At 54.2% G+C, this 25,858-nt stretch carries 30 protein-coding genes and 1 other RNA gene; 16 read left to right on the forward strand and 15 right to left on the reverse strand.

Translation table 11 applies throughout. The features are described from left to right. Nucleotides 1-91: 91 nt before the first annotated feature. Together NR302_RS05070 and NR302_RS05075 are read left to right on the forward strand one after the other, a co-directional pair. Entirely contained in the window at nt 92-415 is a 324-nt protein-coding gene (locus tag NR302_RS05070; protein ID WP_008103924.1) for a ComEA family DNA-binding protein, read from the forward strand. A gap of 101 nt (nt 416-516) precedes the next feature. Further along, nucleotides 517-924, forward strand: coding sequence for a thioesterase family protein (locus NR302_RS05075; protein ID WP_061717455.1), 408 nt, complete (start codon nt 517-519; stop codon nt 922-924). Nucleotides 925-961: 37 nt separating this feature from the next. Here NR302_RS05075 and queC read toward each other — a convergent pair whose 3' ends face one another. Continuing rightward, nucleotides 962-1,657, reverse strand: a complete 696-nt coding sequence (gene queC / locus NR302_RS05080; RefSeq protein WP_154153596.1) for a 7-cyano-7-deazaguanine synthase QueC — start codon at nt 1,655-1,657, stop codon at nt 962-964. A 26-nt stretch (nt 1,658-1,683) separates the two neighbouring features. Then, on the reverse strand, nt 1,684-3,399 hold the full coding sequence (locus tag NR302_RS05085; RefSeq protein ID WP_258144709.1) for an SgrR family transcriptional regulator: 1,716 nt from the start codon (nt 3,397-3,399) through the stop codon (nt 1,684-1,686). Nucleotides 3,400-3,492: 93 nt separating this feature from the next. Here NR302_RS05085 and cof point away from each other — a divergent pair, with 93 nt between their 5' ends. Beyond that, a complete protein-coding gene (gene cof, locus NR302_RS05090) occupies nt 3,493-4,314 on the forward strand; it encodes an HMP-PP phosphatase (RefSeq protein ID WP_258144710.1) in 822 nt (273 codons plus the stop codon). 34 nt (nt 4,315-4,348) lie between these two features. Here the strand turns inward: cof and NR302_RS05095 are convergent, their stop codons facing one another. Beyond that, on the reverse strand, nt 4,349-5,383 hold the full coding sequence (locus NR302_RS05095; RefSeq protein WP_061723602.1) for a PLP-dependent cysteine synthase family protein: 1,035 nt from the start codon (nt 5,381-5,383) through the stop codon (nt 4,349-4,351). Between the two features lie 115 nt (nt 5,384-5,498). On the opposite strand from NR302_RS05095, the gene NR302_RS05100 reads away from it, so the two are divergent. The 5 genes from NR302_RS05100 to amtB all read left to right on the forward strand — a co-directional run bounded on the left by NR302_RS05100 (nt 5,499) and on the right by amtB (nt 11,442). Then, a complete protein-coding gene (locus tag NR302_RS05100; protein WP_008103913.1) occupies nt 5,499-5,960 on the forward strand; it encodes an Lrp/AsnC family transcriptional regulator in 462 nt (153 codons plus the stop codon). A 23-nt stretch (nt 5,961-5,983) separates the two neighbouring features. Then, a complete protein-coding gene (locus NR302_RS05105; protein ID WP_008103911.1) occupies nt 5,984-7,753 on the forward strand; it encodes a SmdA family multidrug ABC transporter permease/ATP-binding protein in 1,770 nt (589 codons plus the stop codon). Then, the gene (locus NR302_RS05110; RefSeq protein ID WP_258144711.1) at nt 7,746-9,521 is read left to right on the forward strand and encodes a SmdB family multidrug efflux ABC transporter permease/ATP-binding protein; all 1,776 of its coding nucleotides are present in this window, start codon (nt 7,746-7,748) and stop codon (nt 9,519-9,521) included. The genes NR302_RS05105 and NR302_RS05110 overlap by 8 nt, the downstream gene beginning before the upstream one ends. A gap of 259 nt (nt 9,522-9,780) precedes the next feature. Next, complete coding sequence (gene glnK, locus NR302_RS05115) at nt 9,781-10,119, forward strand: P-II family nitrogen regulator (protein WP_007886947.1); 339 nt, start codon at nt 9,781-9,783, stop codon at nt 10,117-10,119. Between the two features lie 33 nt (nt 10,120-10,152). Then, nucleotides 10,153-11,442, forward strand: a complete 1,290-nt coding sequence (amtB, locus tag NR302_RS05120; RefSeq protein ID WP_008103907.1) for an ammonium transporter AmtB — start codon at nt 10,153-10,155, stop codon at nt 11,440-11,442. A 71-nt stretch (nt 11,443-11,513) separates the two neighbouring features. On the opposite strand, the gene tesB is transcribed toward amtB, so the two are convergent. Then, nucleotides 11,514-12,377 carry an acyl-CoA thioesterase II gene (tesB, locus tag NR302_RS05125; protein WP_258144712.1) on the reverse strand — a complete coding sequence of 288 codons (864 nt, stop codon included), beginning with the start codon at nt 12,375-12,377 and terminating at the stop codon, nt 11,514-11,516. Nucleotides 12,378-12,582: 205 nt separating this feature from the next. Here tesB and NR302_RS05130 point away from each other — a divergent pair, with 205 nt between their 5' ends. Beyond that, the gene (locus NR302_RS05130) at nt 12,583-13,140 is read left to right on the forward strand and encodes a YbaY family lipoprotein (protein WP_008103903.1); all 558 of its coding nucleotides are present in this window, start codon (nt 12,583-12,585) and stop codon (nt 13,138-13,140) included. Nucleotides 13,141-13,285: 145 nt separating this feature from the next. Here NR302_RS05130 and NR302_RS05135 read toward each other — a convergent pair whose 3' ends face one another. Beyond that, nucleotides 13,286-13,597 carry an MGMT family protein gene (locus NR302_RS05135; RefSeq protein ID WP_008103902.1) on the reverse strand — a complete coding sequence of 104 codons (312 nt, stop codon included), beginning with the start codon at nt 13,595-13,597 and terminating at the stop codon, nt 13,286-13,288. 177 nt (nt 13,598-13,774) lie between these two features. Here NR302_RS05135 and ffs point away from each other — a divergent pair. Beyond that, an RNA gene (gene ffs, locus NR302_RS05140) (signal recognition particle sRNA small type) lies at nt 13,775-13,871 on the forward strand. Between the two features lie 129 nt (nt 13,872-14,000). Here ffs and NR302_RS05145 read toward each other — a convergent pair. The 3 genes from NR302_RS05145 to NR302_RS05155 form a co-directional block, all read right to left on the reverse strand. Next, nucleotides 14,001-14,219: an HHA domain-containing protein gene (locus tag NR302_RS05145; protein WP_007886938.1), complete on the reverse strand. Its 219-nt coding sequence runs from the start codon at nt 14,217-14,219 to the stop codon at nt 14,001-14,003. Nucleotides 14,220-14,243: 24 nt separating this feature from the next. Beyond that, complete coding sequence (tomB, locus tag NR302_RS05150) at nt 14,244-14,621, reverse strand: Hha toxicity modulator TomB (protein ID WP_007886936.1); 378 nt, start codon at nt 14,619-14,621, stop codon at nt 14,244-14,246. A gap of 147 nt (nt 14,622-14,768) precedes the next feature. Continuing rightward, entirely contained in the window at nt 14,769-15,122 is a 354-nt protein-coding gene (locus NR302_RS05155; protein ID WP_154153581.1) for a hypothetical protein, read from the reverse strand. A 340-nt stretch (nt 15,123-15,462) separates the two neighbouring features. On the opposite strand from NR302_RS05155, the gene NR302_RS05160 reads away from it, so the two are divergent. From NR302_RS05160 to NR302_RS05170, 3 genes are read left to right on the forward strand one after another with little or no spacing between them, the layout of a single operon-like run. Next, entirely contained in the window at nt 15,463-16,119 is a 657-nt protein-coding gene (locus NR302_RS05160) for a metal ABC transporter ATP-binding protein (RefSeq protein WP_258144713.1), read from the forward strand. Further along, nucleotides 16,116-16,955 carry a metal ABC transporter permease gene (locus tag NR302_RS05165; RefSeq protein WP_258144714.1) on the forward strand — a complete coding sequence of 280 codons (840 nt, stop codon included), beginning with the start codon at nt 16,116-16,118 and terminating at the stop codon, nt 16,953-16,955. Before NR302_RS05160 ends, NR302_RS05165 begins: the two co-directional genes overlap by 4 nt. A 22-nt stretch (nt 16,956-16,977) precedes the next feature. Next, nucleotides 16,978-17,856, forward strand: a complete 879-nt coding sequence (locus NR302_RS05170; RefSeq protein WP_258144715.1) for a metal ABC transporter substrate-binding protein — start codon at nt 16,978-16,980, stop codon at nt 17,854-17,856. 44 nt (nt 17,857-17,900) lie between these two features. Here NR302_RS05170 and ykgO read toward each other — a convergent pair whose 3' ends face one another. From ykgO to NR302_RS05190, 4 genes are all read right to left on the reverse strand, one after another. Next, the gene (gene ykgO / locus NR302_RS05175; RefSeq protein ID WP_008103894.1) at nt 17,901-18,041 is read right to left on the reverse strand and encodes a type B 50S ribosomal protein L36; all 141 of its coding nucleotides are present in this window, start codon (nt 18,039-18,041) and stop codon (nt 17,901-17,903) included. A 15-nt stretch (nt 18,042-18,056) separates the two neighbouring features. Beyond that, nucleotides 18,057-18,314 carry a type B 50S ribosomal protein L31 gene (locus tag NR302_RS05180; protein ID WP_008103892.1) on the reverse strand — a complete coding sequence of 86 codons (258 nt, stop codon included), beginning with the start codon at nt 18,312-18,314 and terminating at the stop codon, nt 18,057-18,059. A gap of 149 nt (nt 18,315-18,463) precedes the next feature. Beyond that, nucleotides 18,464-21,613, reverse strand: a complete 3,150-nt coding sequence (locus tag NR302_RS05185; protein ID WP_008103890.1) for a multidrug efflux RND transporter permease subunit AcrB — start codon at nt 21,611-21,613, stop codon at nt 18,464-18,466. A 16-nt stretch (nt 21,614-21,629) separates the two neighbouring features. Beyond that, nucleotides 21,630-22,820, reverse strand: coding sequence for an efflux RND transporter periplasmic adaptor subunit (locus tag NR302_RS05190; RefSeq protein ID WP_061717445.1), 1,191 nt, complete (start codon nt 22,818-22,820; stop codon nt 21,630-21,632). A 142-nt stretch (nt 22,821-22,962) separates the two neighbouring features. Between NR302_RS05190 and acrR the strand changes: the two genes are divergently transcribed. Further along, nucleotides 22,963-23,604 carry a multidrug efflux transporter transcriptional repressor AcrR gene (acrR, locus tag NR302_RS05195; RefSeq protein ID WP_258144716.1) on the forward strand — a complete coding sequence of 214 codons (642 nt, stop codon included), beginning with the start codon at nt 22,963-22,965 and terminating at the stop codon, nt 23,602-23,604. Here acrR and rsmS read toward each other — a convergent pair. Genes rsmS through NR302_RS05210 form a run of 3 tightly spaced genes read right to left on the reverse strand, consistent with a single transcriptional unit; the run spans nt 23,601 to nt 24,575 of the window. After that, complete coding sequence (gene rsmS, locus NR302_RS05200) at nt 23,601-23,756, reverse strand: pleiotropic regulatory protein RsmS (RefSeq protein WP_008103886.1); 156 nt, start codon at nt 23,754-23,756, stop codon at nt 23,601-23,603. The two genes, acrR and rsmS, sit on opposite strands and share 4 nt — an antisense overlap. A gap of 8 nt (nt 23,757-23,764) precedes the next feature. Continuing rightward, nucleotides 23,765-24,010: a GlsB/YeaQ/YmgE family stress response membrane protein gene (locus tag NR302_RS05205; RefSeq protein WP_008103884.1), complete on the reverse strand. Its 246-nt coding sequence runs from the start codon at nt 24,008-24,010 to the stop codon at nt 23,765-23,767. A gap of 52 nt (nt 24,011-24,062) precedes the next feature. Then, nucleotides 24,063-24,575: a primosomal replication protein gene (locus NR302_RS05210; RefSeq protein WP_258144717.1), complete on the reverse strand. Its 513-nt coding sequence runs from the start codon at nt 24,573-24,575 to the stop codon at nt 24,063-24,065. 57 nt (nt 24,576-24,632) lie between these two features. Here NR302_RS05210 and NR302_RS05215 point away from each other — a divergent pair, with 57 nt between their 5' ends. Both NR302_RS05215 and apt read left to right on the forward strand, forming a co-directional pair. Further along, nucleotides 24,633-25,016 carry a DUF454 family protein gene (locus NR302_RS05215; RefSeq protein WP_008103880.1) on the forward strand — a complete coding sequence of 128 codons (384 nt, stop codon included), beginning with the start codon at nt 24,633-24,635 and terminating at the stop codon, nt 25,014-25,016. 149 nt (nt 25,017-25,165) lie between these two features. Next, a complete protein-coding gene (gene apt, locus NR302_RS05220; RefSeq protein ID WP_008103878.1) occupies nt 25,166-25,717 on the forward strand; it encodes an adenine phosphoribosyltransferase in 552 nt (183 codons plus the stop codon). Nucleotides 25,718-25,858 lie beyond the last annotated feature (141 nt).

Here is a 25,858-nt window from a genome sequence, read left to right on the forward strand (position 1 = left end):
CGGCCTTTTCCATTTCTGAGATTGTCCTTTTGAGCGTTGAATTGAGCTGTGACACCCTGCTGTTGCTGTCAAACACAAGGAGAAACACAGCATGGTGAAATCAACGTTTCAAGCCCTATGCATTACGCTGGCGCTGGGCGGCGCAGTTTATACCACCGGACTGGCGGCTGCCGAAAGTCCCAGTGAAACGCAGGCGACGCAAGTCTCCACGCCAAACGAAGGACAGGTCAGCATCAATTCAGCCACAGCCGAACAGCTCGCAGCCGGTATGAACGGCATCGGACTGAAGAAAGCGCAGGCCATTGTCAGTTATCGAGAACAATACGGCCCGTTTACCGCTATTGAACAACTCAAGGAGGTGCCGGGTATCGGTAGCGCACTGATTGAGCGCAACAGCGCTCGGCTTAAACTGTGAAGCGTCTCGCGACTTTGAAGGATTGAAAAAGCACGGATTCAGGCTGTGCTATGCTCAACAGGTCTTACCAGTTGTCATTCTCAGCCTGAACAGGAGCAATAATGCAAACCACAATTAAAGTGCGCGGTTATCATCTGGATGTTTATCAGCACGTGAATAACGCGCGCTATCTGGAGTTTCTGGAAGAGGCGCGCTGGCAGTGGCTGGAGGATGTCGATGCGTTTCATTGGCTGATGGAGCAGCAGCTGGCGTTTGTGGTGGTGAATATCAACATCAACTATCGTCGTCCGGCGGTATTGGGCGACGTACTGAACATTGAAAGTGAAGTGTCACAGCTCGGCGGTAAAAGCGGTGTAATTGCCCAGCGTGTCTTGCTGGCGAGCGATAATTCGGTGGTAGCCGATGCCGCACTGACCTTTGTCTGTATTGATTTGCGCACGCAAAAAGCAGTGCCGTTGGAAGGAGAGTTACACCAGCGTCTGGCGTCATTGATGGTCGAAAATGAATAACTGGCGCCGATGACGCCAGTTTACCCTGCGGTCTGAATCAGTTGAGGCCGCTTTTCTCTTTCATCGCTGCCATCACCGCCGACGCGTTCGCCTGATAATCTGCCAGGCCACGGGCGCGTAAATGGCAAGCCGCGCATTCGCCGCAGCCATCACCTTTTACGCCGTTGTAGCAGGTAAGCGTCTCAGCGCGTACCAGCGGCAGTTGTTGCCAGTAATCGGCCAGCGCCCAGGTTTCTGCTTTGTTCAGCCACATCAGCGGCGTTTCAAAGCGAATATTGCGCGCCATGCCGAGGCTTACAGCGTTATTCAGTGCTTTAACAAACTCATCGCGGCAATCCGGATAGCCGGAGAAATCGGTTTCGCATACGCCGGTGATCACCGCTTCAGCTTCGACCTGATAGGCATAAATGGATGCCAGTGTCAGGAACAGAATATTGCGGCCCGGCACAAAGGTACTCGGCAAACCGCTGGCATTCGGATCGTAGGTTGGCACCGGAATGTTGTCGCGCGTCAGGCTGCTGACGGCTAACTCGTTGAGCAGCGTAACGTCGAGCACTTTGTGCGCCCGTGCGCCCAGCTTGTGCGACAGCTCAGCCGCAACTTCGATCTCTTCGCGATGGCGCTGGCCGTAATCAAAAGTAACGCAATGCACTTCATCATAGTGTTGCAGCGCCTGAATTAAACAGGTGGTGGAGTCTTGCCCGCCACTGAATACCACAACGGCTCGTTTCATTTTTTCTTCCTCAAAAATCTGTGCGCTTATGGTACTGGCTCGAAGGAAGGCTGAACAGCGTTAGCTGTGGTTGGCGGCGGAATCCAGGCGCGAGTGAAATCAAACCAGCCCAGGCTATTTAGCTGGATGCCCTCCACGCCGGGCGGGGCAAAAACCTGATAGCGATAGTTAAACAGCGGCAGTAAATGGCCGTCGCACATCAGCTGCTGAAACAGTTGCTGAGTTAATTCACCACGCTGCAACGCATCAGATTGTTGGGCAATGGCACTAAGCGGCTTTTGCAGTATCTTTTGGCGCAGCGGCTGCCAGACCGGGTCGTTCTCCAGCCAGTTCACCAGCGTAAACAACGGCGCATCACCAATCAGTCGATCGCCCATCACCACATCGGCCTCACTGAGATCGATATCGTCACGCCAGCTTTTTACGTCATGGAAAATGCAGGTGAGGGCGCAGCCATGTTGTGCCAGCAGTGGAATCAACGCCTGCGCCATCACATGCAGTTCGACCGGCAGGTGGTAATGCAGCGTTAGCGTCGGCGGCAGTGAAATTCTCACTCTTTCTGCGCGCGGTACCGGCCAGCCAGGCAGCAGCTCGTGGCTCGGTGTAATCAAACCCTCATCCAGCGGTAATTGTTGAATAACGCCGCTGCGCTGAATCAGGGCAATCAGCGATTGGGCCTGCTCGGCACTGAAGTGCGCCGAGATGCGTGGCGCCAGATAGCAAAATCCCAGGCTGATACTGCGATCAACCGGCCGCAGCGAGCCGAGTTCGTCAGGATCGCCAATGGCGATTTGCACCGGATGGCTGCAGCTGGTGCCGAGGTCACGATCAAACAGCTGCGGCGTGATCCAGTATTCCATCCGCTGGATCAGCGGGCGCTGCAAATGCCAGCGCGCATGGCTCTCCAGCCGCACCATTTCAGCAGTGAAATGCGTGAGTTTCCACGGCCCGCTACCGACATCGGCGAATTCAGGATGAGGTAACAGACAGAATTGATGCGCCAGACGCTGCGGCAGCCAGTAATCGCTTTCACGCAGTTGTATGTGTATCGCCAGCGGATGCGGCGCTTCAATCCGTTCAATCGCTGCCAGCAGCCGCGAGCCGCGCGGCGATTGCATGATCTGCTGCAGCTGCTCAACTAACTGCGCCGCCTGCACCGGTTCATCGTTATGCCAGCTGAGCTGCGGGCGCAGCCAGAAGTACCAGTCACGGCCGCTGGCATCGTGCTGCCAATGGTGAGCGATATCGCCTTCAACATCGTTATCGCGAAAGCGTGTTAGCCCAGAGAAAACCTGACGCGCCAGATGTTGCTCGGCGCGTCCGGTTAGCTGTAGTGGACGCAGCGGCTCCATCGCGCGGTAATAAGGAATGCGCAGCACCGGCGATTGATTCTGCCACTGACCGCCCATCAGCGGCCGCAACATTTTCACTAATCGCTCGGGATGCAGATCCAGCACCTGCAATGCCTGTACCGCCTCGCCGGCATCAAGTTGCTGCGTTAACAATTGCTGGCGCAGCTGTTCCGGCGACAGCAGAAAAGTCAGCTCGCCCTGTTTGCCACGTCCGGATTCTCCGCGCCACTGCAGCCAGCCGGCATCCTGCCACTGCCGCAGCAGCGTGCGCACATGGCGCTCGCTGCAAAAACAGTGTTGCGCCATCGCAGCGACGCTGAGGCGTTGTGTTTCGCCGTGGCTGAGTTGCCACAGGCGCTGGAATTGATTAACCCGATGAAGTTCGCGCATCGCTAAACCCGGAACAGTTTTTTAAAAGTATTCACTATTAGTTCCGTAATTACCAGGCGATAGTAACTGCCTCACTCAGACAGGAGAATTCGCATGGCTCGCCTCGCGGCATTTGATATGGATGGCACGCTGTTACTGCCTTCGCATCGATTAGGAAATGAAACGCTGACAAGCCTGCATGCGTTACATCAGCGCGGCGTCACGTTGGCGTTTGCCACCGGGCGTCATCTTATGGATATGCAGCGAGTACGCGAACAAATCACCTTGCCTGCCTGGCTGATTACCGGCAACGGCACGCGTATTCACGATCTGGAAGGCAATAAGCTTTACGGCTGCGATTTATCGCCATCAGTGGCGGAAGAGGTGATTCATACCCATTGGCAAACGCCAGCGTCGATTCATATTTTCAACGATGAAGGCTGGTTTACCGATAAACCGCTGCTCGGTGCGCTGGAAGCGCATGCGATGAGCGGCTTCCACTATCAGCTGCGTGATTTGCGTCAGATGTCGGCGCATGAAGTCACCAAAATCTGTTTTATTGCGCCGCATGAAATGTTGCAGGCGCTAAGAAGTGAATTGCAGGCCGCGTTGGGCGAGCGGGCAAATATTTGTTTCTCAGCGTGGGATTGCCTGGAAGTGTTGCCGGTTGATTGCCATAAAGGCGCGGCGTTGGGACGTTTGTGCCAGCATCTTTCGCTGTCGCTGGCGGATTGTATGGCGTTTGGCGATGCCATGAACGATCGCGAAATGCTGGAGCGCGTTGGCAGCGGTTTCATTATGGGCAACGCCATGAATCAACTGAAAGTGTCGTTGCCCCATTTACCGATTATCGGACATTGCGAGACACAGGCGGTGTCTCACTACCTTAATCACTGGATGACCACACCACACCTCGATTATTCCCCCGAATGCTGAGGCTTACAGTGAACCGGACAGGACGTCCGGTTTTTTATTGCAGCTCTCGCACCCAAGGCGCAATGTCGCCGATATTCTGCTCTACCCACTGCGCATTGTAATAGGTGTCCGGATAGCGCTCACCGCTGTCACACAGCAATGTCACCAGAGAACCCTGCTCGCCGTTTTCCCGCATGCGTTTTGCCACCTGCATCATGCCCCAGAAGTTGGTGCCGGTTGAGGCGCCAGGGCGACGTCCAAGCACCTTTTCCAACTGCAGCATCGCGGCGATGGTCGCGCCATCTGGCACTTTCATCATTTCGTCAATGACGTCGGGTAAAAACGACGGTTCGACGCGTGGACGACCAATGCCTTCAATCAGGCTGCCGCGTTCGCTGCGCAACGTTTTGTCGCGGCTGTGCCAGTAGTCAAAGAACACCGAATGTTGCGGATCGACTACCAGCAGGCGCGTGTCATGGCCCTGATAGCGGATATAGCGGCCCAGCGTTGCCGAGGTGCCGCCGGTACCGGCGCTCATGATCACCGTATGCGGCACCGGGAACGGTTCGTGTGACATCTGGCGGAAAATACTTTCTGCAATATTGTTGTTGCCGCGCCAGTCGGTGGCGCGCTCGGCGTAGGTGAACTGGTCCATAAAGTGGCCATTCAGTTCACGTGCTAAACGCTCGGATTCGCTGTACAGCTGGCAGGGATCGGCTACGAAATGACACTCACCACCGTAAAAGCCAATCATCTCGATTTTGCGTTTCGCGGTGCTGGCCGGCATTACGGCGATAAACGGCAAGCCGAGCAGGCGCGCGAAGTAAGCTTCCGATACCGCAGTGCTGCCGGAAGAGGCTTCAATGATCGGCGTATTTTCATGGATCCAGCCGTTCGCCAGTCCATAGAGAAACAGGGAACGTGCCAGGCGATGTTTTAAGCTGCCGCTGGGATGCGTGCTTTCATCCTTGAGATAGAAGTGAATGCCTGGAAAATCATCCAGCTTAAAGCGGATCAGATGCGTATCCGCAGATCGCTGAAAATCGGCGTTAATTTCATTGATGGCGTGGCGAACCCAGGGCGTTTGCATGTGGCATTTCCGTAATCATTATTGCGCACAGTGTAAGGCACTGGCAGGAAAAAGAGGTTGCTAAAACCGCGCTATAATGGCGAGATTAGAGAAAAATTTTCTCCCGGAGTGGCAAATGTTAGATAAAACTGACCGCACTTTGCTGGCAATGTTGCAGCAGGATTGCACCTTGTCGCTGCAGACGTTGGCCGATGCGGTGAACCTCACCACCACGCCGTGCTGGAAACGCCTGAAAAAACTGGAAGATGATGGCATTATTCGTGCGCGCGTGGCGCTGGTGGACGGCGAAAAAATTGGTCTGTCACTCACCGCCTTTATGTTTGTCAAAACCCAGCAGCACAGCAGCGAGTGGTTTAAGCAATTTGTCGCCGTGGTGCAGCAAATGCCGGAAGTGATGGCGTTTTATCGCATGGCGGGCGAGTACGATTATTTGCTGCGCATTCAGGTCGCGGACATGAAGAGTTATGACAGCTTTTATAAGCGTCTGGTGAACGGCGTGCCAGGACTGATGGATGTGACCTCCAGTTTTGCCATGGAAGAGATTAAATACACCACCGCCTTGCCGGTAGCGCCCTAGCGGGCACAGAAAGAGACACGCTTGTGCAATTATTCAGCCAGTTAAGTTGGTATTTCCTGCGCGAGTGGCGGCGATATCTGGGCGCCGTCAGCTTGCTGATCGTTATTGCCTTATTGCAATTGCTGCCACCGCACGTGGTTGGCGTGATTGTCGACGGCGTTACCCAGCATAATTTAAGCGCCGGGCAGATCTTTATGTGGATCGGCGTGATGCTGGTGACGGCGGTGATCGTCTATCTGCTGCGCTATGTCTGGCGCGTGCTGTTGTTTGGCGCATCCTACCAATTAGCCGTTGAGCTACGTGAAGATTTCTATCGTCAGCTCAGTCGTCAGCATCCGGCATTTTATCTGCGTCATCGCACCGGCGATCTGATCGCCCGCGCCACTAATGATGTGGATCGCGTGGTGTTTGCCGCCGGTGAAGGCGTGCTGACGCTGGTGGATTCGCTAGTGATGGGATTGGTGGTGCTGATTGTGATGAGCACCCAAATCAGCTGGGAACTGACGTTACTGGCGCTGATCCCCATGCCGATTATGGCCTTCGCCATTCAGAAAGATGGCGCACGCCTGCATCAGCGTTTCAAAGTGGCGCAGGCGGCGTTCTCCAGTCTGAACGATCAAACCCAGGAAAGTCTGACCAGCATTCGCATGATCAAAGCCTTTGGCCTCGAAGATCATCAGTCGCAGCAGTTTGCTGGCATCGCTGCCGATACCGGCAAGAAAAATCTGCATGTGGCGCGCGTGGATGCGCGTTTCGATCCGATCATTTATATCGCCGTCGGCTTCTCCAACCTGCTGGCGATTGCCGGTGGCGGCTGGATGGTGTGGAACGGCAGTTTGACGCTCGGGCAGCTCACCAGCTTTGTGATGTACCTCGGCCTGATGATTTGGCCGATGCTGGCACTGGCGTGGATGATCAATATCGTTGAGCGCGGCAGTGCGGCGTGGAGCCGTATCCGTTCCTTGCTGGCGGAAGCGCCTGCAGTTGAAGATGGAGCGAAAGTGTTGCCGCCCGAACCTGGTGTGATGCAAGTTGCCATTCGTGAGTTCCGCTATCCGGCCAGTTCTGGCCCGGTGCTGAGCCATGTTAACTTCCAGTTAAAACCGGGCCAGATGCTTGGCTTATGCGGGCCAACCGGCTGCGGCAAGAGCACGCTGCTGAGCCTGATTCAGCGCCACTTCGACATCGATCAAGGCGATATTCGCTACCACAATACGCCGCTGCCGCAGTTGCGGCTCGATAGCTGGCGCAGCCGGTTGGCGGTGGTCAGCCAAACGCCGTTCCTGTTCTCCGACACCATCGCCGCCAATCTGGCGCTGGGCCGTCCGAATGCGACGCAGCAAGAGCTGGAGCGCGTGGCAACCATGGCCTGCGTGCACGATGATATTCTGCGTCTGCCACAAGGTTATGAGACCGAAGTGGGCGAGCGCGGCGTGATGTTATCGGGCGGACAGAAGCAGCGCATTGCGATTGCACGCGCGCTGCTGCTGAATGCGGAAATCCTGATTCTGGATGATGCGCTGTCGGCGGTTGATGGTCGTACTGAACATGACATCCTGCATAACCTGCGTCAGTGGGGTAAAGGGCGCACCTTGATTATCAGCGCGCATCGTTTGTCGGCGCTCACTGAAGCGAGTGAAATTCTGGTACTGCAGCAGGGCGCCGTGGCGCAGCGCGGCGATCATGACACACTGGCCGCTAAAGAGGGCTGGTATCGCGATATGTACCGTTATCAGCAGTTGGAAGCCGCGCTGGATGATGATGAAGTGGCAGAAGGAGCAAGCCGTGGCTAAATCACAACGTTTATGGCCGACGCTAAAACGTCTGCTAGCGTATGGCAAACCGTGGCGTAAATCGCTGTGGCTGGCGGTCGGCATGCTGTGGATTGCTGCTGCGGCCGAAGTGACCGGACCGGTGCTGGTGAGCTACTTCATCGATAATCTGGTGGCGAAACATCAGATGCCGTGGGGCATCGTCGCTGGTCTGCTGGTGGGCTTTATCCTGCTGCAATTGCTGGCTGCCGGTTTGCACTATTTTCAGGCATTGCTGTTTAACCGCGCGGCGATTGGCGTGGTGCAGCAATTGCGCGTAGACGTGATGAACGCGGCGTTGCGCCAGCCGCTCAGCGCCTTCGATACGCAGCCGGTCGGACAAATTATCTCGCGCGTCACCAACGACACCGAAGTGATCAAAGATCTCTACGTCACCGTGGTAGCAACGGTGTTGCGCGCCGCCGCATTGATTGGCGCGATGCTGGTGGCGATGTTCTCTCTCGACTGGCGTATGGCGCTGGTGGCGATCGTGATTTTCCCGCTGGTGCTGACGGTGATGCTGATTTATCAGCGCTTCAGCACGCCGATTGCGCGTCGCGTGCGCAGCTATCTGGCGGACATCAACAACGGCTTTAATGAAGTGATCAACGGCATGAGCGTGATCCAGCAGTTCCGCCAGCAGGCGCGCTTTGGTGAGCGCATGGGCGAAGCCAGCCGTTCGCACTATCTGGCGCGCATGGAAACATTGCGGCTGGATGGCTTTTTGTTACGCCCGTTGCTGAGTCTGTTTTCGGCCATGATTTTGTGCGGTTTGCTGATGCTGTTCAGCTTCGCCACGCCAGGCGTGTTTGAAGTTGGCGTGCTCTACGCCTTTATTACCTATCTTGGCCGCCTCAACGAGCCGCTGATTGAACTCACCACGCAGCAGTCGATGCTGCAACAAGCGGTGGTGTCTGGCGAGCGCATCTTTGAACTGATGGATGCGGAACAGCAAGGTTACGGCAATGACATTCAGCCGCTGGCATCTGGCAGCATCTCGCTGCGTGATGTGAGCTTTGCCTATCGCGATAACCGCGATGTGCTCAGCAACATCAATCTTGAAGTGCCCGCGCGTAATTTTGTTGCGCTGGTGGGACACACCGGCAGCGGGAAAAGCACGCTGGCGAATTTGCTGATGGGCTATTACCCGGTGACGCGCGGCAGCATCGAACTGGATGGTCGCCCGCTGCCGCAGCTGTCGCACGCCGCTTTACGTCAAAGCGTTGCGATGGTGCAACAGGATCCGGTGGTGCTGGCGGATTCGCTGCTGGCCAACGTGCGCTTAGGGCGCGATATCCCGGAAGAACAGGTGTGGCAGGCGCTGGAGACAGTGCAGCTGGCACCGCTGGCGCGCAGCATGGCGGATGGCATCCATACGCGTTTAGGCGAGCAGGGCAATAATCTGTCGGTTGGGCAGAAACAGCTACTGGCGCTGGCGCGCGTGTTGGTGTCATTGCCACAAATCCTGATCCTCGATGAAGCCACGGCCAATATCGATTCCGGTACGGAACAGGCGATTCAGCACGCGTTGCGTGCATTACGTCAGCACAGCACGCTGGTGGTGATTGCGCATCGCCTTTCCACCATCACCGAAGCCGATCAGATTTTAGTGCTGCATCGCGGTCAGGTGGTGGAGCGGGGTACACATGCTGAGCTGCTGGCCGAGCAGGGCCGTTACTGGCAGATGTATCAGCTACAGCAGGCCGGCGATGAACTCGCGGCGGGCATCCCCGTACAAGCTGAAGGGTGAATTGCACCTTTTTTGCACAGTTTTATCGGAATGTTCTGTATTGATGCACTTCTTTGAGGCTTGAAGCACCAAAGAAGTGCAATATTGCAACACCTTTCCTATTCCTGCTCCCCAATCTGCGCTGTGCTTCACATAACGAAGCGTGATGCAGCGCGCCTATGCTACTGACATTCCCCTTTTTTTATTTATGGCACAGCCTTTGCTTATATCCCTACGTGTCCGCGAAGACTCACTCAATTTCTTATCCGGAGGGGAACGTATGAAGCTGGTTACCGTGGTAATCAAACCATTTAAGCTGGAGGACGTGCGTGAAGCCTTATCCTCTATTGGCATTCAGGGACTGACAGTTACCGAGGTTAAAGGTTTCGGTCGCCAGAAAGGTCACGCAGAGCTTTATCGCGGTGCCGAGTACAGCGTTAACTTCCTGCCTAAAGTAAAAATTGATATCGCTATTGCGGACGACCAACTTGATGAAGTGGTCGATGTCATCAGCAAAGCCGCGTATACCGGCAAAATTGGCGACGGCAAGATTTTCGTCGCAGAACTGCAGCGCGTCATTCGTATTCGTACCGGCGAGACCGACGAAGCAGCACTGTAACTGGGGCTCTGAATTGTGATGGGATGGAAAGAAATGAATAAACTGATAACGAAGTTGGGCCTCACCAGCCTTGCGCTGTTACCTTCTCTGGCGATGGCGGCAGCGCCTGCCGTCGCGGATAAAGCCGATAACGCCTTTATGATGATCTGTACCGCGCTGGTACTGTTTATGTCGATTCCAGGCATTGCGCTGTTCTACGGCGGTTTGATCCGCGGTAAGAACGTGCTGTCGATGCTGACGCAGGTTGCAGTGACCTTTTCGTTGGTGTGCGTGCTGTGGGTAATTTACGGCTACTCGCTGGCCTTCAGTGAAGGCAACTCCTTCTTCGGTAGCTTCCAGTGGGCGATGCTGAAAAATATTGAGCTGAAAGCGGTGATGGGCAGCTTCTATCAGTACATTCACGTTGCGTTCCAGGCTTCCTTCGCCTGTATTACCGTCGGCCTGATTGTCGGTGCGCTGGCTGAACGTATTCGCTTCTCGGCGGTACTGATTTTCGTGGTGGTTTGGCTGACGCTGGCTTACCTGCCAATCGCACACATGGTTTGGGCAGGTGGCTTGCTGGCGCAAGATGGCGCGCTCGACTTCGCGGGCGGCACCGTGGTTCACATCAACGCTGCAGTTGCTGGCCTGGTGGGTGCTTACCTGGTGGGCAAACGTGCTGGTTTCGGCAAAGAAGCCTTCAAACCACATAACCTGCCGATGGTGTTCCTCGGTACCGCGATTCTGTATGTGGGCTGGTTCGGCTTCAACGCCGGTTCTGCTTCCTCAGCTAACGAAATCGCTGCGCTGGCGTTCCTGAATACCGTAGTGGCTACGGCGGGTGCGGTGCTGTCGTGGGTGTTCGGCGAGTGGGCGGTACGTGGTAAACCTTCTCTGCTTGGTGCCTGCTCAGGCTTCATCGCTGGTCTGGTGGCGATTACCCCAGCTTGTGGTTATGTCGGTGTCGGCGGCGCGCTGATTATCGGTCTGGCGGGTGGTTTAGCCGGTCTGTGGGGCGTAACTACCCTGAAGAAATGGCTGCGTGTTGATGACCCATGTGATGTGTTCGGTGTGCACGGCGTGTGTGGCATCCTCGGTTGTATCCTGACCGGCGTGTTCGCGTCCTCTTCACTGGGCGGCGTAGGCTACGCAGAAGGCGTGACCATGGGCCATCAGGTTTGGATTCAGCTGTTCAGCGTGGGCGTGACCATCGTCTGGACTGCAGTTGTGGCCTTCATTGGCTTCAAACTGGCAGATATGATTGTTGGCCTGCGTGTTCCGGAAGATCAGGAACGTGAAGGTTTAGATGTGAACAGCCACGGCGAGAACGCTTACAACCAGTAACAGCCGGGCTGAAGAAGAGCAGTGCGCTAAAATTATAAAAAGCAGAAGGGGCGATAATATCGCCCCTTTTTTTATGCGTCGCGTTGGCGCATCACGCCTTCCTGTACCGTGGTCGCCACCAGTCGGCCATCCTGCGTATAAAACTCGCCACGCACAAAACCGCGCGCGCCGGAGGCGGAGGTGCTCACCACGCTGTACAGCAGCCATTCAGACAAGTCGAACGGGCGATGGAACCACATTGAGTGATCGATGGTGGCAACCTGCATATCGGCTTCGAGGAAGCCTTTACCGTGCGGTTGCAGCGCCACCGGCAGGAAGTTGAGATCCGAGGCATATCCCAGCAGGTATTGATGGATACGACGATCGGCCGGTAAATCGCCATTGGCACGAATCCACACCTGACGCAGCGGCTCATCGACATGGCCTTTTAGCGGATTATGAATCTGTACCGGACGAATATCCAGCGGACGCTCAGCGAGGAATTTTTCTTTCAGCTTGAGAGGCAGATGGGCGGCCAGCTTTTTCGCCAAATCCTGTTCCGATGGCAGATTATCCGGGCCCGGCACCTGCGGCATGCTGTTCTGATGCTCGAAGCCGCTTTCAGGTGCCTGGAACGAGGCCGTCATGTAGAAGATCGGTTGGCCATTCTGTACCGCGCTGACGCGGCGTGCGCTGAAGCTTTTGCCGTCACGCAGCGTTTCGACATCATAGATGATGGCTTTTTGGCTATCGCCTGGACGCAAAAAATAGCTGTGGAAAGAGTGAATGATGCGCTCTTCCGGCACCGTTTGTTTCGCGGCATACAGCGCCTGGCCAACTACCTGGCCACCAAACACCTGGCGTAGACCAAGATCTTCGCTCTGACCACGAAACAGGCCTTCTTCCAGTTTTTCCAGATTTAATAAATTAAGCAGGTTGTGCAGTGCCTGGCTCATAGCGGATTCCTCAGCGTGACTAATCGCGTCAGTGTGAAAGATCCGACCAGTTTCCGTCAATGATTTTGCCGCGATTTCAGTGGGCTGGCGGAAGGTTTAGGCGCAATGCCGATATTTGTGCCAGAATTAAGGTCATTCGGCGGCTGAAAAGCTAAGCATTCAATTTACCGCCGACAATCATAGTGTTCATAAGGAGACGACATCGATGAAAATCTGGCAAGTTATTAGCGGTATGACCCTGGCAGCGGCGATTACCGGTTGTGCGGACCATAGCAAGCCGGTGGCCACACCTACACTCGGCTCAGCGGTAGCGGGGCAGCAGGCCGCCATTGCGCAGCCGAATGTCAGTGGTTCGGTGTATATCCGCCAGCGCATCGCGCTGCCACCGGATTCCGTGCTAACCGTAACGCTGTCTGATGCATCGCTGGCCGATGCGCCTTCGAAAGTGTTGTCGCAGCGCGTAGTGCGTACGGAAGGCAAACAGTCACCGTTCCAGTTTGTCTTGCCGTTCAATCCGGCTGACATCCAGCCGAACGCGCGCATTCTGTTAAGTGCGGCGATTTCGATTGATGGCAAGCTGGCGTTTATCACCGATACGGTGAAACCGGTGATTAATCAGGGCGGAACAAAAGCCGAACTGCTGTTGGTGCCTGTGACTAACGTCGCGATGCAAACCCAGCCGGGTGCCGCAACAACCGTGCCTTCGACTTCACCTACGCAGGTGACGCCATCGTCTTCGGTGCCGGCACCGACGAGTTTGTAATCTACCAAACGGCATAGGCCAAGCGCACAGGCCCGCTGCCGTGGAGTAAAGCGTCACACGCCATGGATGGCGTGTGCCGAGCGATCAGGGACGAGACAGCGGCTTTACGGAACGGCAGCGGGCTTGTGCGCGACATATCGCACCGCTAAATTTCCCAACGATATTTTTCCAGCTCAATCTCCCCAGCATCGCTCACTTCAATCCCTTCCGCTTCCAGCGCATCCCGCTGACGAAACAGATCGTCGCCCTGCAGTGAAATGCGGCCATGGCGATTGATAACGCGAAACCAGGGTAATTTACTGCCTTCCGGCAAACGACGTAATACGCCACCTACCTGACGTGCTGCGCGTGGCGAACCGGCCAACTGTGCAACATCACCGTAAGTGGTGACCTTTCCTGGCGGAATGGCTGCAATGATTTGCCACACGCGCTCAGAGAAATTGTTTTGGTCGCTCATATGCGCACCTATTTTCATCAGGAAAGGGCAAACTTTAGCATGCAGAAGGGTAGACATCAGCGCATTGCTGTGTGCTTGTGCAAGAAACCAACGGTTGTCGGGCCTGCGCTTGCAATTGCCAGGGGCATACTTGATAATGCCTGCGCTCTCGAAATGAGGGCTTGTCAATGGGGGCCCTGTTGGTTCTCCCGCAATGCTAACTTGTGAACTCGGTCAGATCCGGAAGGAAGCAGCCGCAGCAGGCGACGCGTGTGCCGGGATGTAGCTGGCAGGGCCCCCACCATTTTGTACCCGCCTAATACTCCACAGAATTTTACGCACAGAGAAATCTGGCAATCCTTTGCCTGTGATTCAATCCTTGATTAATACGATGATGGTGCAGAGCGGCTGTTAGGGGAAAAACTTAGCGGACGAACTTCCAGACAGAAACCGGTACTTTATCGTAAAGCTTATTCATGGTCAGTTCAGCCAGACGATGATCGGCTGCCGAATAGAATACCGCGAGTTCATTATCAGGTAATTCATACTTGTTTTTTTCGATAACCCGTTCAAGGGTATCGATTGAGCGACAGCGGCGCAGTCGCATCAAATAATCTGTTTTGGTTAAGGCTTGGTTGCTCATAAATAAACCGGTCTCAGTCTGGTGCTAAAAGGAATGGCTAGGTTGTTGGAGATAAGCACACTCTTCGGCAAACAGATTAAATAAACGTTTTGCTGAACGCTGCCACCGTTGAAGATCCTGAGTATTGATTCCATAGCTGCTGAACAGCATAAAGGTATCGTCAAGATATTCATCGATTTGCGTAATCAGGGCTTCATCTTCAACGTGCTTAATTTTGTAATTCATCGTGAAAGAAGCGATATGCTCAATCAAATCGTTGAGCTGTAAATTGCTTTCCGAAGTAGGATCATTAACCCAACCATGATGGCTATCAGTCAATGTCGCCATACTTTCGTCGAACAAGTTCTCACACAGGTATTTAAGCTGGGCAATATCATGCCGTTTCGGTGAGTATTCGTCCATCTTTTTCCCCTCCATAGCTAGCACAGTTACCGCAGCGCGGCGAGATTAGGAAAAGCTACCAGGAAGCGATCTCGAATAAAATTGAATTCAGCGACTCCTTAAATGTAATCCACAATCATTAGCTTTGCTCACCTCAATTACCAAATATTACAATTCGTCGGCAGGAGAGGGGCGCTCATTGTCAATCACTTCAAACACCAGCGCGCCGGGCGTTACCTGAAACAACACTTCTTCACGACGCTTAAACGTTTCATTTAAATCCAGGCAAGGATTAAATAAATTCCAGCTGAAATCGTAAAGCATTTTAAATCGATTGTTGTTGGTTGGTTGAATAGAAATAATCTGGAAGCTCTCGGGAACTAATTGCGCGTTTTGAGAATACCACTGTAAATCACCGGCTAATGCCTCGGCTATTTTGAGAATATTCCCCTGGATAATTCTTACCAACTTTTCGCAATCGTCCTCATCCACAGCAATATCACAATGAATAATAGACGGCATTTTGTATCCAGTAAAAGAATGATGTTTCTATCATTGAGCTTATTGGGTGACATTGCAAGTCGCTAATAAACAGAAAGAGTAATCGTTGTGATGGGTTTCATAACTCAATCATGGCGAAACGGCGAATTACAGCGGTAATCGTCTTGAGCGATCAACTTTTGAAACACTTTTGCTCGGGCGCAATAGAGGAAGATTCGGGTAACATAATTGTTATGTTATAACATTTTTGGTTGATGAGTATGAATCACAGCGGTTTACTTCTTTCCCTGGGCGGCCGTTTGCTGGTTGCGCTGATGCTGATTGCCTTTCTGGCAATAGCCTTATGGTGGGGCATGCAGAAATGATGCATTTCAACCGCTTACAAGCAGGTTATCAAGGCCGTGCGGTGACGCCTGTCGTTAATGGTGAGCTGGCAAAGGGCAGCATGACGGCGCTGATTGGCGCTAATGGCACCGGCAAATCGACCTTATTGAAAACCATTGCCGGCTTACTGCCGCCGATTTCCGGCAGCTGCGAATTGCAGATCCCACGTAAAGCGCTGGGCTGGTTACCACAACGCAGTGAACTCGAAACCCGCTTTCCTCTTACTGCTTATGAACTGGTGGCGATGGGCTGTTGGCCACGCTGCGGCTGGTTTGGTGGCATTAATCGCGCCTTACGTCTGGAAATTGATGCCGCGCTGGATGCGGTGCAAATGCGTGAATTTGCCGATGCGCAGCCAGCCACTTTATCTGGCGGACAACTGCAGCGCGTGCTGTTCGCGCGCCTAATGTTGCAGCGCAGTCAGCTCTGGCTGCTGGATGAACCCTTCAACGGCATTGATAGCCAAACCGTCACTTTACTGATGTCGATCCTCGAACAGCAGCAGCAGGCGGGCACCACATTATTAGTGGTGCTACACGATCGGCCGCTGGTGGCGCGCTATTTTCAGGATGTGTTATCGCTCGATGACGCTGATTCCGCACAAACGCCAACGTTGCGTAGGGTAGCGTCGTGACATTACTTCAACCCTTTATCGAATTTGGTTTCATGCGCCGTGCGTTGGTGGCCTGCATTGCATTAGCAATTAGCGCCACGCCGCTGGGCGTTTTCCTCTCCCTACGCCGCATGAGTCTGGTCGGCGATGCGCTATCACATGCGGTATTACCCGGAGCGGCGATTGGATATCTGGTGTCGGGATTATCGCTGGTGGCGATGGGCATTGGCGGCCTGATTGCCGGTTTGGCGGTGGCGCTGCTCTCGGGGGCGGTCAGCCGTTATACGCACCTCAAAGAGGATGCCAGTTTTTCGGGCTTCTACCTCGGCTCTCTCGCACTCGGCGTCACGCTGGTGTCACTGCGTGGTTCCAGCGTTGATCTGCTGCACGTGTTATTTGGATCGCTGCTGGCGGTGGATAACGCGGCAATTCTGCTGGTTGGCGGCATTGCCGCTACGACCTTGCTGCTGCTGGTGGTGATCTTCCGTCCGTTGGTGATCGATGCCTTCGATCCCGATTTCCTGCGCGCACAGGGCAAATGGAGCGCACCGCTGGTGCATGGTCTGTTCCTGATGCTGGTGGTGCTCAATCTGGTGGCGGGTTTTCAGGTGCTGGGCACGCTGATGTCGGTGGGATTGATGATGCTGCCGGCCACCAGCGCACGCTTCTGGAGTCGCCATCTGGCTTGCATGCTCGGCATCGCCATGCTGCTGGCGATCATCTCTGCATTTATCGGTTTGATTCTTTCGTGGCATTTCTCGCTGCCGGCTGGACCGGCGGTGGTGCTGAGTGCTGCGGTGCTGTTTCTGCTTTCTGTTTTGACAGGACCATGTGGCGGCCTGTTGCGCCGTCGATAACGAAACCAATAAGGGGATATGAATGAAAAAGTTACCGCTGAGTCTGGCGATTGGCGCCATGCTGATTAGCCCACTGTCGCTGGCGAAGAGGGTTGATGTTGTGGCGAGTTTTACCGTGCTGGCGGATATCGTTAAACAGGTCGGTGGCGATCACGTCAACGTGAAATCGCTGGTCGGCCCGAACGGCGATCCGCACACCTTCGAACCGACGCCGCAAGATAGCCAGGCGCTGTCGAAAGCGGATGTGGTGTTTGTCAGCGGTTTGGGCATGGAAGGTTGGATGGATCGCCTGATTAGCGCGTCAGGTTATAAAGGCACCATCGTAGTGGCCTCGAACGGTGTTAACACGCGCAAGATGGAAGAGGACGGTAAAAGCGTCACCGATCCGCACGCGTGGAACAGCATGCAAAACGGTGTGATCTACGCCACCAATGTGATGAATGCGCTGATCAAAGCCGATCCTGAAGATGCGGCGGATATTCGCAAAAGCGGGGAAAGCTACATTCAGCAGTTGCAAAAGCTAGATAGCTGGGCGAAAACCGCCTTTGCTGAAGTACCGAAGAACAAACGTAAGGTCCTGACCAGCCACGATGCCTTTGGCTACTTTGGCCAACGTTATGGCGTTAGTTTCCTTGCGCCGGTGGGCTTCTCTACAGAAGCGGAAGCCAGCGCCAGCGATGTGGCTTCGATCATCAAACAGCTGAAGGCCGAGCACATCAAAACTTACTTCATGGAGAATCAAACCGATCCGCGTCTGGTAAAACAGATTGCCAGCGAAACCGGCGCACAGCCGGGCGGGGAACTTTATCCTGAAGCGCTGTCGGAAGCGAATGGCCCGGCAGCGACCTATGTTGCTGCGTTCAAACACAATGTGGACGCCATTCTGCATAGTATGAAGTAAAAAAAAGGCCGGGGAGCATCCCGGCCAATTATCACGACACTTTCCTACCTTTTTTTCTTTCTTCCCTGAACCGCCTTAAAGCGCGGATTGGTTTTGCAAATCACATAAATGCGACCTTTACGACGCACGACTTTGCAATCTTTATGGCGCGTCTTTGCAGAGCGCAATGAACTCAATACCTGCATCTCTTCTCTCCAGCGTTACTTGTTGCGCGACAGGAAGCTGCCAAAACGCTGGTTGAAGCGCGCGGTGCTGCCTTCTTTGGCGAAATCTTTCTGTTTGCCGGTGTAGAACACGTGGGATTTTGACGAGACATCCAGCGTGACATACGGCAGCACTTCACCTTCAAACTCAATGGTGCGCTCAGTCTTAATAGTGGAGCCGACTTTGAAGTATTCGTTGGCCGAGGTGTCGTGGAACACCACTGGGCGATAAAGGGGATGGATATTCGGTTTCATAGTAACCTCGTTATGTAATGTTATACTATAACAATATTATGAGCCCGAGAGTGGCTGATTGCAACCGTGAAAAACGCAGGGATTTTGGCGGGGCAGGGAAGCAGCAATAAAAAAGGCCGCATCAGCGGCCTTTTAGGCAAGGGTAGAACTTAGTGTTTGTGCTCTACCGGATGACCTTGTTCGAGGTCACCTTTGTTCTTACTGAAGCGACGACGTACCACCACGAAGAACACCGGAACGAAGAAGATAGCCAGCGCGGTCGCTGTTACCATCCCGCCCATTACGCCGGTACCTACCGCGTTCTGCGCGCCAGAGCCAGCACCGGTGCTGATCGCCAGCGGCATTACGCCGAGGATAAAGGCGAGCGAGGTCATCAGAATCGGACGCAGACGCATACGGGATGCTTCCAGCGTTGACTCAACCAGCCCTTTGCCTTCCTTCTCCATCAAATCCTTGGCGAATTCGACAATCAGGATGGCGTTCTTCGCCGACAATCCTATGGTGGTCAACAAGCCCACCACGAAGTAGACGTCGTTACTCAAGCCACGCGCCGTGGTGAAGATCAGTGCGCCGACAACACCCAGCGGTACCACCAACATCACTGAGAACGGAATCGACCAGCTCTCATACAGCGCGGCCAGACACAGGAACACCACAATCAGCGAGATAGCATACAGCGCCGGTGCCTGGTTACCTGACAAGCGTTCCTGATAGGACATGCCGGTCCAGTCGTAACCGATTCCCGCAGGCAGTTTTCCTGCCAGCTGTTCCATCAGGTTCATGGCATCACCGGAGCTCTTGCCTGGTGCAGCCTGGCCGAGAATCTCCATTGATGGCAAGCCGTTGTAACGCTCCAGACGTGGCGAGCCGTACTGCCACTTCGCCGAAGAGAAGGCGGAGAACGGAACCATAGTGCCGCCGCTGTTGCGCACGAACCACTTACTGATATCGTCCGGCAACATACGTGAATCGGCCTGGCCCATTACGTACACTTTCTTCACGCGACCGCGGTCGATGAAGTCGTTGACGTAAGAACCGCCCCATGCGGCGCCCAGCGTGGTGTTGATGTCTGACAGCGACACACCCAGCGCCTGCGCTTTTTCCTGATCGATAATCAGTTTGTACTGTGGCGTATCTTCCATACCGTTTGGACGCACGCCCACCAGCGTATCCGGATGCTGGGCGATCATGCCAAACAGCTGATTACGCGCGGCAGTCAGCTTCTCGTGGCCCAGGTTGCCCTGATCGGTCAGCATGAAGTCAAAGCCGGTGGCGTTACCCAGTTCGATAATCGCTGGCAGGTTGAACGGGAACACCATTGCATCTTTGATTTGACCGAGCGCCTGCATGGCACGACCGGCAATCGCAGGCACTTTCAGGCTGGCATCGCCACGCTCATCCCACGGCTTGAGGCTGACGAACGCGATACCGGTGTTCTGTCCACGACCGGCAAAGCCGAAGCCGTTAACGGTAAACACCGAATTCACGCTGTCTTTCTCTTTATTCAGGAAGTAGTCAGTAACTTGATCCAGTACTTTCTGCGTACGTTCCTGGGTTGCACCCGCTGGCAACTGCGCCTGAGCCAGTAACAGCCCCTGATCCTCTTCCGGCAGGAATGAGGTAGGCAGTTTTATGAACAGGTAGGCCATGCCGACGACGATTACCAGATAAATCAGCAGGTAACGACCGGTGCTGCGAACGATGTGGCCCACACTATCAACATAGTGGTTGGTGCTCTTATCGAACACACGGTTAAACCAACCAAAGAAGCCGGTAGTTTTACCATGGGTACCTTTTTCCACCGGCTTCAGCAAGGTGGCACAAAGCGCTGGAGTCAGAATCAACGCCACCAGCACCGACAGCGCCATCGCGGAAACGATGGTGATCGAGAACTGGCGATAGATGACACCGGTTGAACCGCCGAAGAATGCCATCGGGATAAATACCGCTGATAGCACCAACGCGATACCGACCAACGCGCCCTGAATCTGCTCCATCGAACGTTTGGTGGCTTCTTTCGGCGGTAAACCCTCTTCAGCCATAACACGTTCAACGTTCTCGACCACCACGATGGCGTCATCCACTAACAGGCCGATGGCGAGCACCATCCCGAACATCGTTAGGGTGTTTATCGAGTAACCAAAGGCGCTGATGACAGCAAAAGTACCCAGCAAGACTACCGGTACGGCGATGGTTGGAATCAAGGTCGCACGGAAGTTCTGCAGGAACAGATACATCACCAGGAACACCAGCACGATCGCTTCAAACAGCGTTTTCACCACTTCGAAAATCGAAATTTTCACGAACGGCGTGGTGTCGTACGGATAAACCGTTTTCATGCCTGCCGGGAAGAACGGCTGCAGTTTCGCCAGCTCAGCTTTTACCGCATCGGCGGTATCCAGCGCGTTAGCGCCAGTTGCCAGTTTGATACCGATACCAGAAGCTGGCTTACCGTTATAACGCGCGATGATCTCGTAGTTTTCACCACCGAGTTCAATCTTCGCCACGTCACGCAGGCGCACTTGGGAACCATCCTGATTCACTTTCAGCAAGATCTTGCCGAACTCATCTGTTGAAGTCAGACGGGTTTGCGCAATGATCGAGGCATTAAGCTGTTGACCAGGTACAGGTGGCGTACCTCCCAACTGGCCAGCGGCGATTTGGGTGTTCTGGACTTTCAATGCGCTGATGACATCCACTGGCGTTAGTGAGTAGTTATTCAGCTTGTGTGGGTCCAGCCAGATACGCATCGCATACTGCGCACCAAACACCTGCGTATCACCAACCCCCGGCATACGGCTGACCGGATCTTTGATGTTCGAAGCAACATAGTCAGAAATATCGTTCTGCGTCATGTTGTCGTTATCGCTGACGAAACCTGCCACCATCAGGAAGCTGCTGGAGGATTTCTTAACCTGAATCCCCTGTTGCTGCACTTCTTGTGGCAGTAACGGCGTAGCCAGCTGCAGTTTGTTCTGTACCTGAACCTGCGCGATATCTGCGTCAGTACCGGATTGGAAGGTCAGCGTCAGCGTCAATGTGCCCGACGAATCACTGCTCGATGACATATACATCAGGCCATCGATACCGTTCATGTTTTGCTCGATGACCTGCGTCACCGAATCTTGCAGCGTTTTCGCATCAGCACCCGGATAGGTCGCCTGGATCTCAACTGCCGGCGGCGCAACATTGGGATATTGCTCAATCGGCAGGCTGATAATCGATAGCACACCAACCAACATGATGATGATGGCGAGCACCCACGCAAAAATGGGGCGATCAATAAAGAACTTAGCCATGTATCAGTGGCTCCTGTTATGACGATGATTTAGCAGACGGTGATTCTGGTGCAGCTTTGGCATCATCGGAGACTTCTTGTGGCGTCACCTGCGCACCCGGTTTGGCACGCTGGATACCGGTGGTGATCACCCGATCGCCTGCTTTAAGACCTTCCGTTACCAGCCATTTGTCACCAAATGCCTGATTAGCGGTGATATTACGAGATTCCACTTTATTATCCGCGCCCACTACCATCGCCGTTGCCTGACCGGTTGGGGTACGTGTTACGCCCTGTTGCGGTACCAGCAATGCGGTTGGATTGGTGCCTTCATCCAGACGTGCGCGAACAAACATACCTGGCAGCAGGCGATTGTCCGGATTCGGGAAGATGGCGCGCAGCGTGATTGAACCGGTGGTTTCATCCACGCTCACATCAGAGAATTCCAATGTGCCTGTTTGCGGGTATGCGTTACCGTTTTGCATCAGCAGGGTGACGTTGGCCTTACCGTCGTTCTGTTTCAGCTGACCGGATTCCAGTTCTGCGCGCAAACGCAGGAATTCATCACTGGATTGGGTCACGTCGACATACATAGGATCGAGCTGTTGCACGGTGGCCAGCGCGGTAGTTTGCCCACTCGAAACCAGCGCACCTTCGGTCACTGACGATTTACCAATACGACCGCTGATTGGCGAGGTCACTTTGGTATACGCCAGATTGATGCGTGCGGTTTCAACGTTGGCACGCGCAGCCTGTGCGGCTGCAGCAGTTTGGGCTGCTGTGCCTGCGGCGGTGTCATAGTCCTGCTGACTGATGTACTTGGTACCCAGCAGCGGCTTATAGCGCGTGATGGTCAACTGCGCCACGCGAGCATTGGCTTCAGCCTGGGCTAAATCCGCTTTAGCGCTGTCGTATGCCGCCTGATAGGTGGCGGGATCGATCTGATACAGCGACTGACCGGCTTTTACATCACTACCTTCAACAAAATTACGTTTGAGAATAATACCTGACACCTGAGGGCGAACTTCCGCAACGCGGAAAGCCGAGGTACGGCCCGGCAGCTCAGTGGTAATTTGCAATGGTTCGTTTTTTAACGTCACAACACCCACTTCTGGGGGCTGCTGCTGGGCGGCTTGCTGGGATTTATTATCATCACATCCTGTTAACAAAAAGCTGCCTGAAAGCATCAGGACGGCCGCCAGAGGCGCTAATCCTCTGTTTTTATTCATAAATAAACCTCTAGTGTCCGATATCAAATGATCAATGGATCACAAACCGATAAACCCATTGCTGCGTTAAAACACGGGTCGTGCTATGGTACATACATTCACAAATGTATGTAAACTTACAAGTTTGTAAAAAAAGCCCAGCATGGCACGAAAAACCAAAGCGCAAGCTCTTGAAACACGGCATCAAATTCTTGACGCCGCATTAGCACACTTTTCCGAACATGGTGTGGCCGCCACGTCTCTGGCGGATATCGCAACAGCGGCCGGCGTCACGCGCGGGGCTATCTACTGGCATTTCAAAAACAAAGCCGATCTCTTACATGAAATCTGGCTACGTTGTGACGCTGGGCTGGACGATGTGGAACTTGAGTATCAGACAAAATACCCGGGTGATCCACTTTCTGTTGTACGTTCAATGTTGATCTATATCCTTGACGCCACAGCAAAGGATCCACAAAGACGCGCATTAATGGAGATTATCTTCCATAAGTGTGAGTTTGTTGGCGAAATGTCGACGTTACAGGATATGCGCCAAAGCTTACTGCTGGAGTGTTACGACCGCATTGAAGTGGTGTTGAAAGAGTGTATTGAGGTCGGTCAGTTGCCCGGTAACATCAATACGCGGCAGTCTGCACGTCTGATGTGTGGCTACATCAACGGCATGATGGAAAACTGGTTATTCAATCCGCAGGCTTATGATTTGGCTGCCGATGCGCCGCAGCTGGTGGATGCATTTTTGGATATGTTGCGCCTTAGTCCAACACTTACCACCGGGCCACGTTAAGCAGCATCTTCCGCCGCTTTCTTTTGTTGATAATCCCGCTGAACAATTGCCAGCGCGGCCAGCACGGTGGCGGTGGGAACATTATTCTCTTCAAGCAGTTGAATCAGATCGACGGCAAGCTTGATTTCGTCGGGTGCGCTGTCCAGTGACATTGTTTCTCCTAAATACGTAATTTCGCCGCGACCAGCAGCATTAACAGTGCGCCCAGCAGCGCGCTGGCGAAACCGGCTGGATGCAAGGCGGCCAGATCGCCGGTGGTGAAATAGGTAGCGATATAGCCGCCAATCAGCGCGCCAATCACCGCCAGCACCAGCGTAGGCACAAATCCTCCCGGACGACCGGGAAAAATCACCCGCTTAAGCCAGCCTGCCGCTAAACCAATTACAATCCAAAAAACCAGCGTCATGATTTTTCTCCTTTTTCTCTCCGCACTGAGTATAGAGGAAAAAGCGCCACGTTTAGCGTGGCATAGAAGGCAACTCCAGTTTGTAGATGGCGGCGCGGCAACGTGCCAGGCGCTCCTGCAATTGATCAACTTCACGAATTAGCTGCTGCTGAACGCTAAGGGTTTCGGCGCGCGCCAGATGCTGTTCGCGCTGTTGAATCATCGCCAGTAAGCGCTTTTCGTAGCCTTGATACTCTTCACGTTTGGTCTGGCGCGCATCGACGCGTGGCCGCTCGCGCTTAACCCGCAGCTGTTGGCTTTGGCATTCGCGCTGCAAGGCGGCAATCTGATCCAACACTTTCTCCGCCAGCCATTGACGACGTACCACATCGGTATCGGCTGCGGTTAGCTGTGTAATATTGCCTTCCAGTTCGCGCAGATAATCCGCCAGACGCGTGCCGCTAGTGCGAAACAGTTGAGAGTCAAAGCGCGGCTGACGACAGGCACCATCCGGCTGCTGTGCAATCTGCTGGCGCAGTAGATCTAACATGGCGTGGAGACGCTGCTGTGCGGGCGGTTGGGGCATCACTCTGTTTCCGACTGTGTTAACGTAACGCTGTTTTGACTCATTCAGGCATCAGGCATGCAGCGCATTTTACTACTGAGCCTTGGCTGGCTGGCGATTGTGCTAGGTACGCTGGGCATTGTATTACCTTTATTACCTACGACGCCATTTGTGTTGCTGGCGGCCTGGTGTTTTGCCCGCTCGTCGCCGCGTTTCCACCATTGGCTGCTGTGGAAATCGCCGTTTGGCCGCTACATTCGTCACTGGCAGCAGCATCGTGCCATGCCGCCTGGTGCCAAGATTCGCGCCATGTTGCTGATTGTGATTACCTTTTCAATCTCGATTTATCTGGTGAACCTGCTGTGGGTACGCATTCTGTTAGGCGCGATGCTGTGCATGCTGCTGCTTTTCATGTGGCGCATTCCGGTTGTTGCCGAGGATGCCAGCCCGCCACAACAGTAGCGTGAGGGTTGCATTTAGCCGGGTATTTGCATAGATTTGGGCATCTTCGTGCGTGGCTTCCCTTATAAACGACTTCGCTTAACCCGGTTTCCGGGGTTTGGCGCTAGAGAAGCTGCGCGTATTAGATATTTTCTCCAGGCGTAACATTTATGACCGCAACTGCGCAGCAGCTTGAACTCATCAAAAACAGCATTAAAAGCATTCCTGACTATCCGAAGCCGGGCATTCTGTTCCGTGACGTAACCAGTCTGATGGAAGATCCGCAGGCGTATGCCGCGTCGATCGCCATTCTGGTTGAGCGTTATCGTAACAAAGGCATCACCAAGGTGGTGGGAACGGAAGCGCGTGGCTTCCTGTTTGGCGCACCGGTGGCGCTGGGTTTGGGCGTGGGTTTTGTGCCGGTGCGTAAGCCAGGTAAACTGCCGCGTGAAACCTTCAGCGAAAGCTATGAGCTGGAATACGGCACCGATGCGCTGGAACTGCACAAAGATGCCATTAAGCCAGGCGATGTGGTGCTGGTGGTGGACGATCTGCTGGCAACCGGCGGCACGCTGGAAGCAACGGTGAAACTGATCCGCCGCGCCGGTGGTGAAGTGAAAGACGCCGCATTCGTGATTAATCTGTTTGACCTGACCGGCGAAGCCCGCCTGACCGCCATGGGCGTCGAGTGCTTCAGCCTGGTGAATTTCCCCGGCCACTAAGGCCTGCGCGCTCCGCTATGCGGCGGGGCGCCACCTCTGCAAAGTTAGTGGTTGCTGATCCGCTGGTGGCTGTTAAACTACTGCCAAAATAAACAGGGTTTGCGAAGCTGCATTTTCTCCCTTCTCCCTAAATTCCAGTGA

The sequence above is a fragment of the Pantoea sp. SOD02 genome (assembly GCF_024707505.1).
Classification (GTDB): domain Bacteria; phylum Pseudomonadota; class Gammaproteobacteria; order Enterobacterales; family Enterobacteriaceae; genus Pantoea; species Pantoea symbiotica.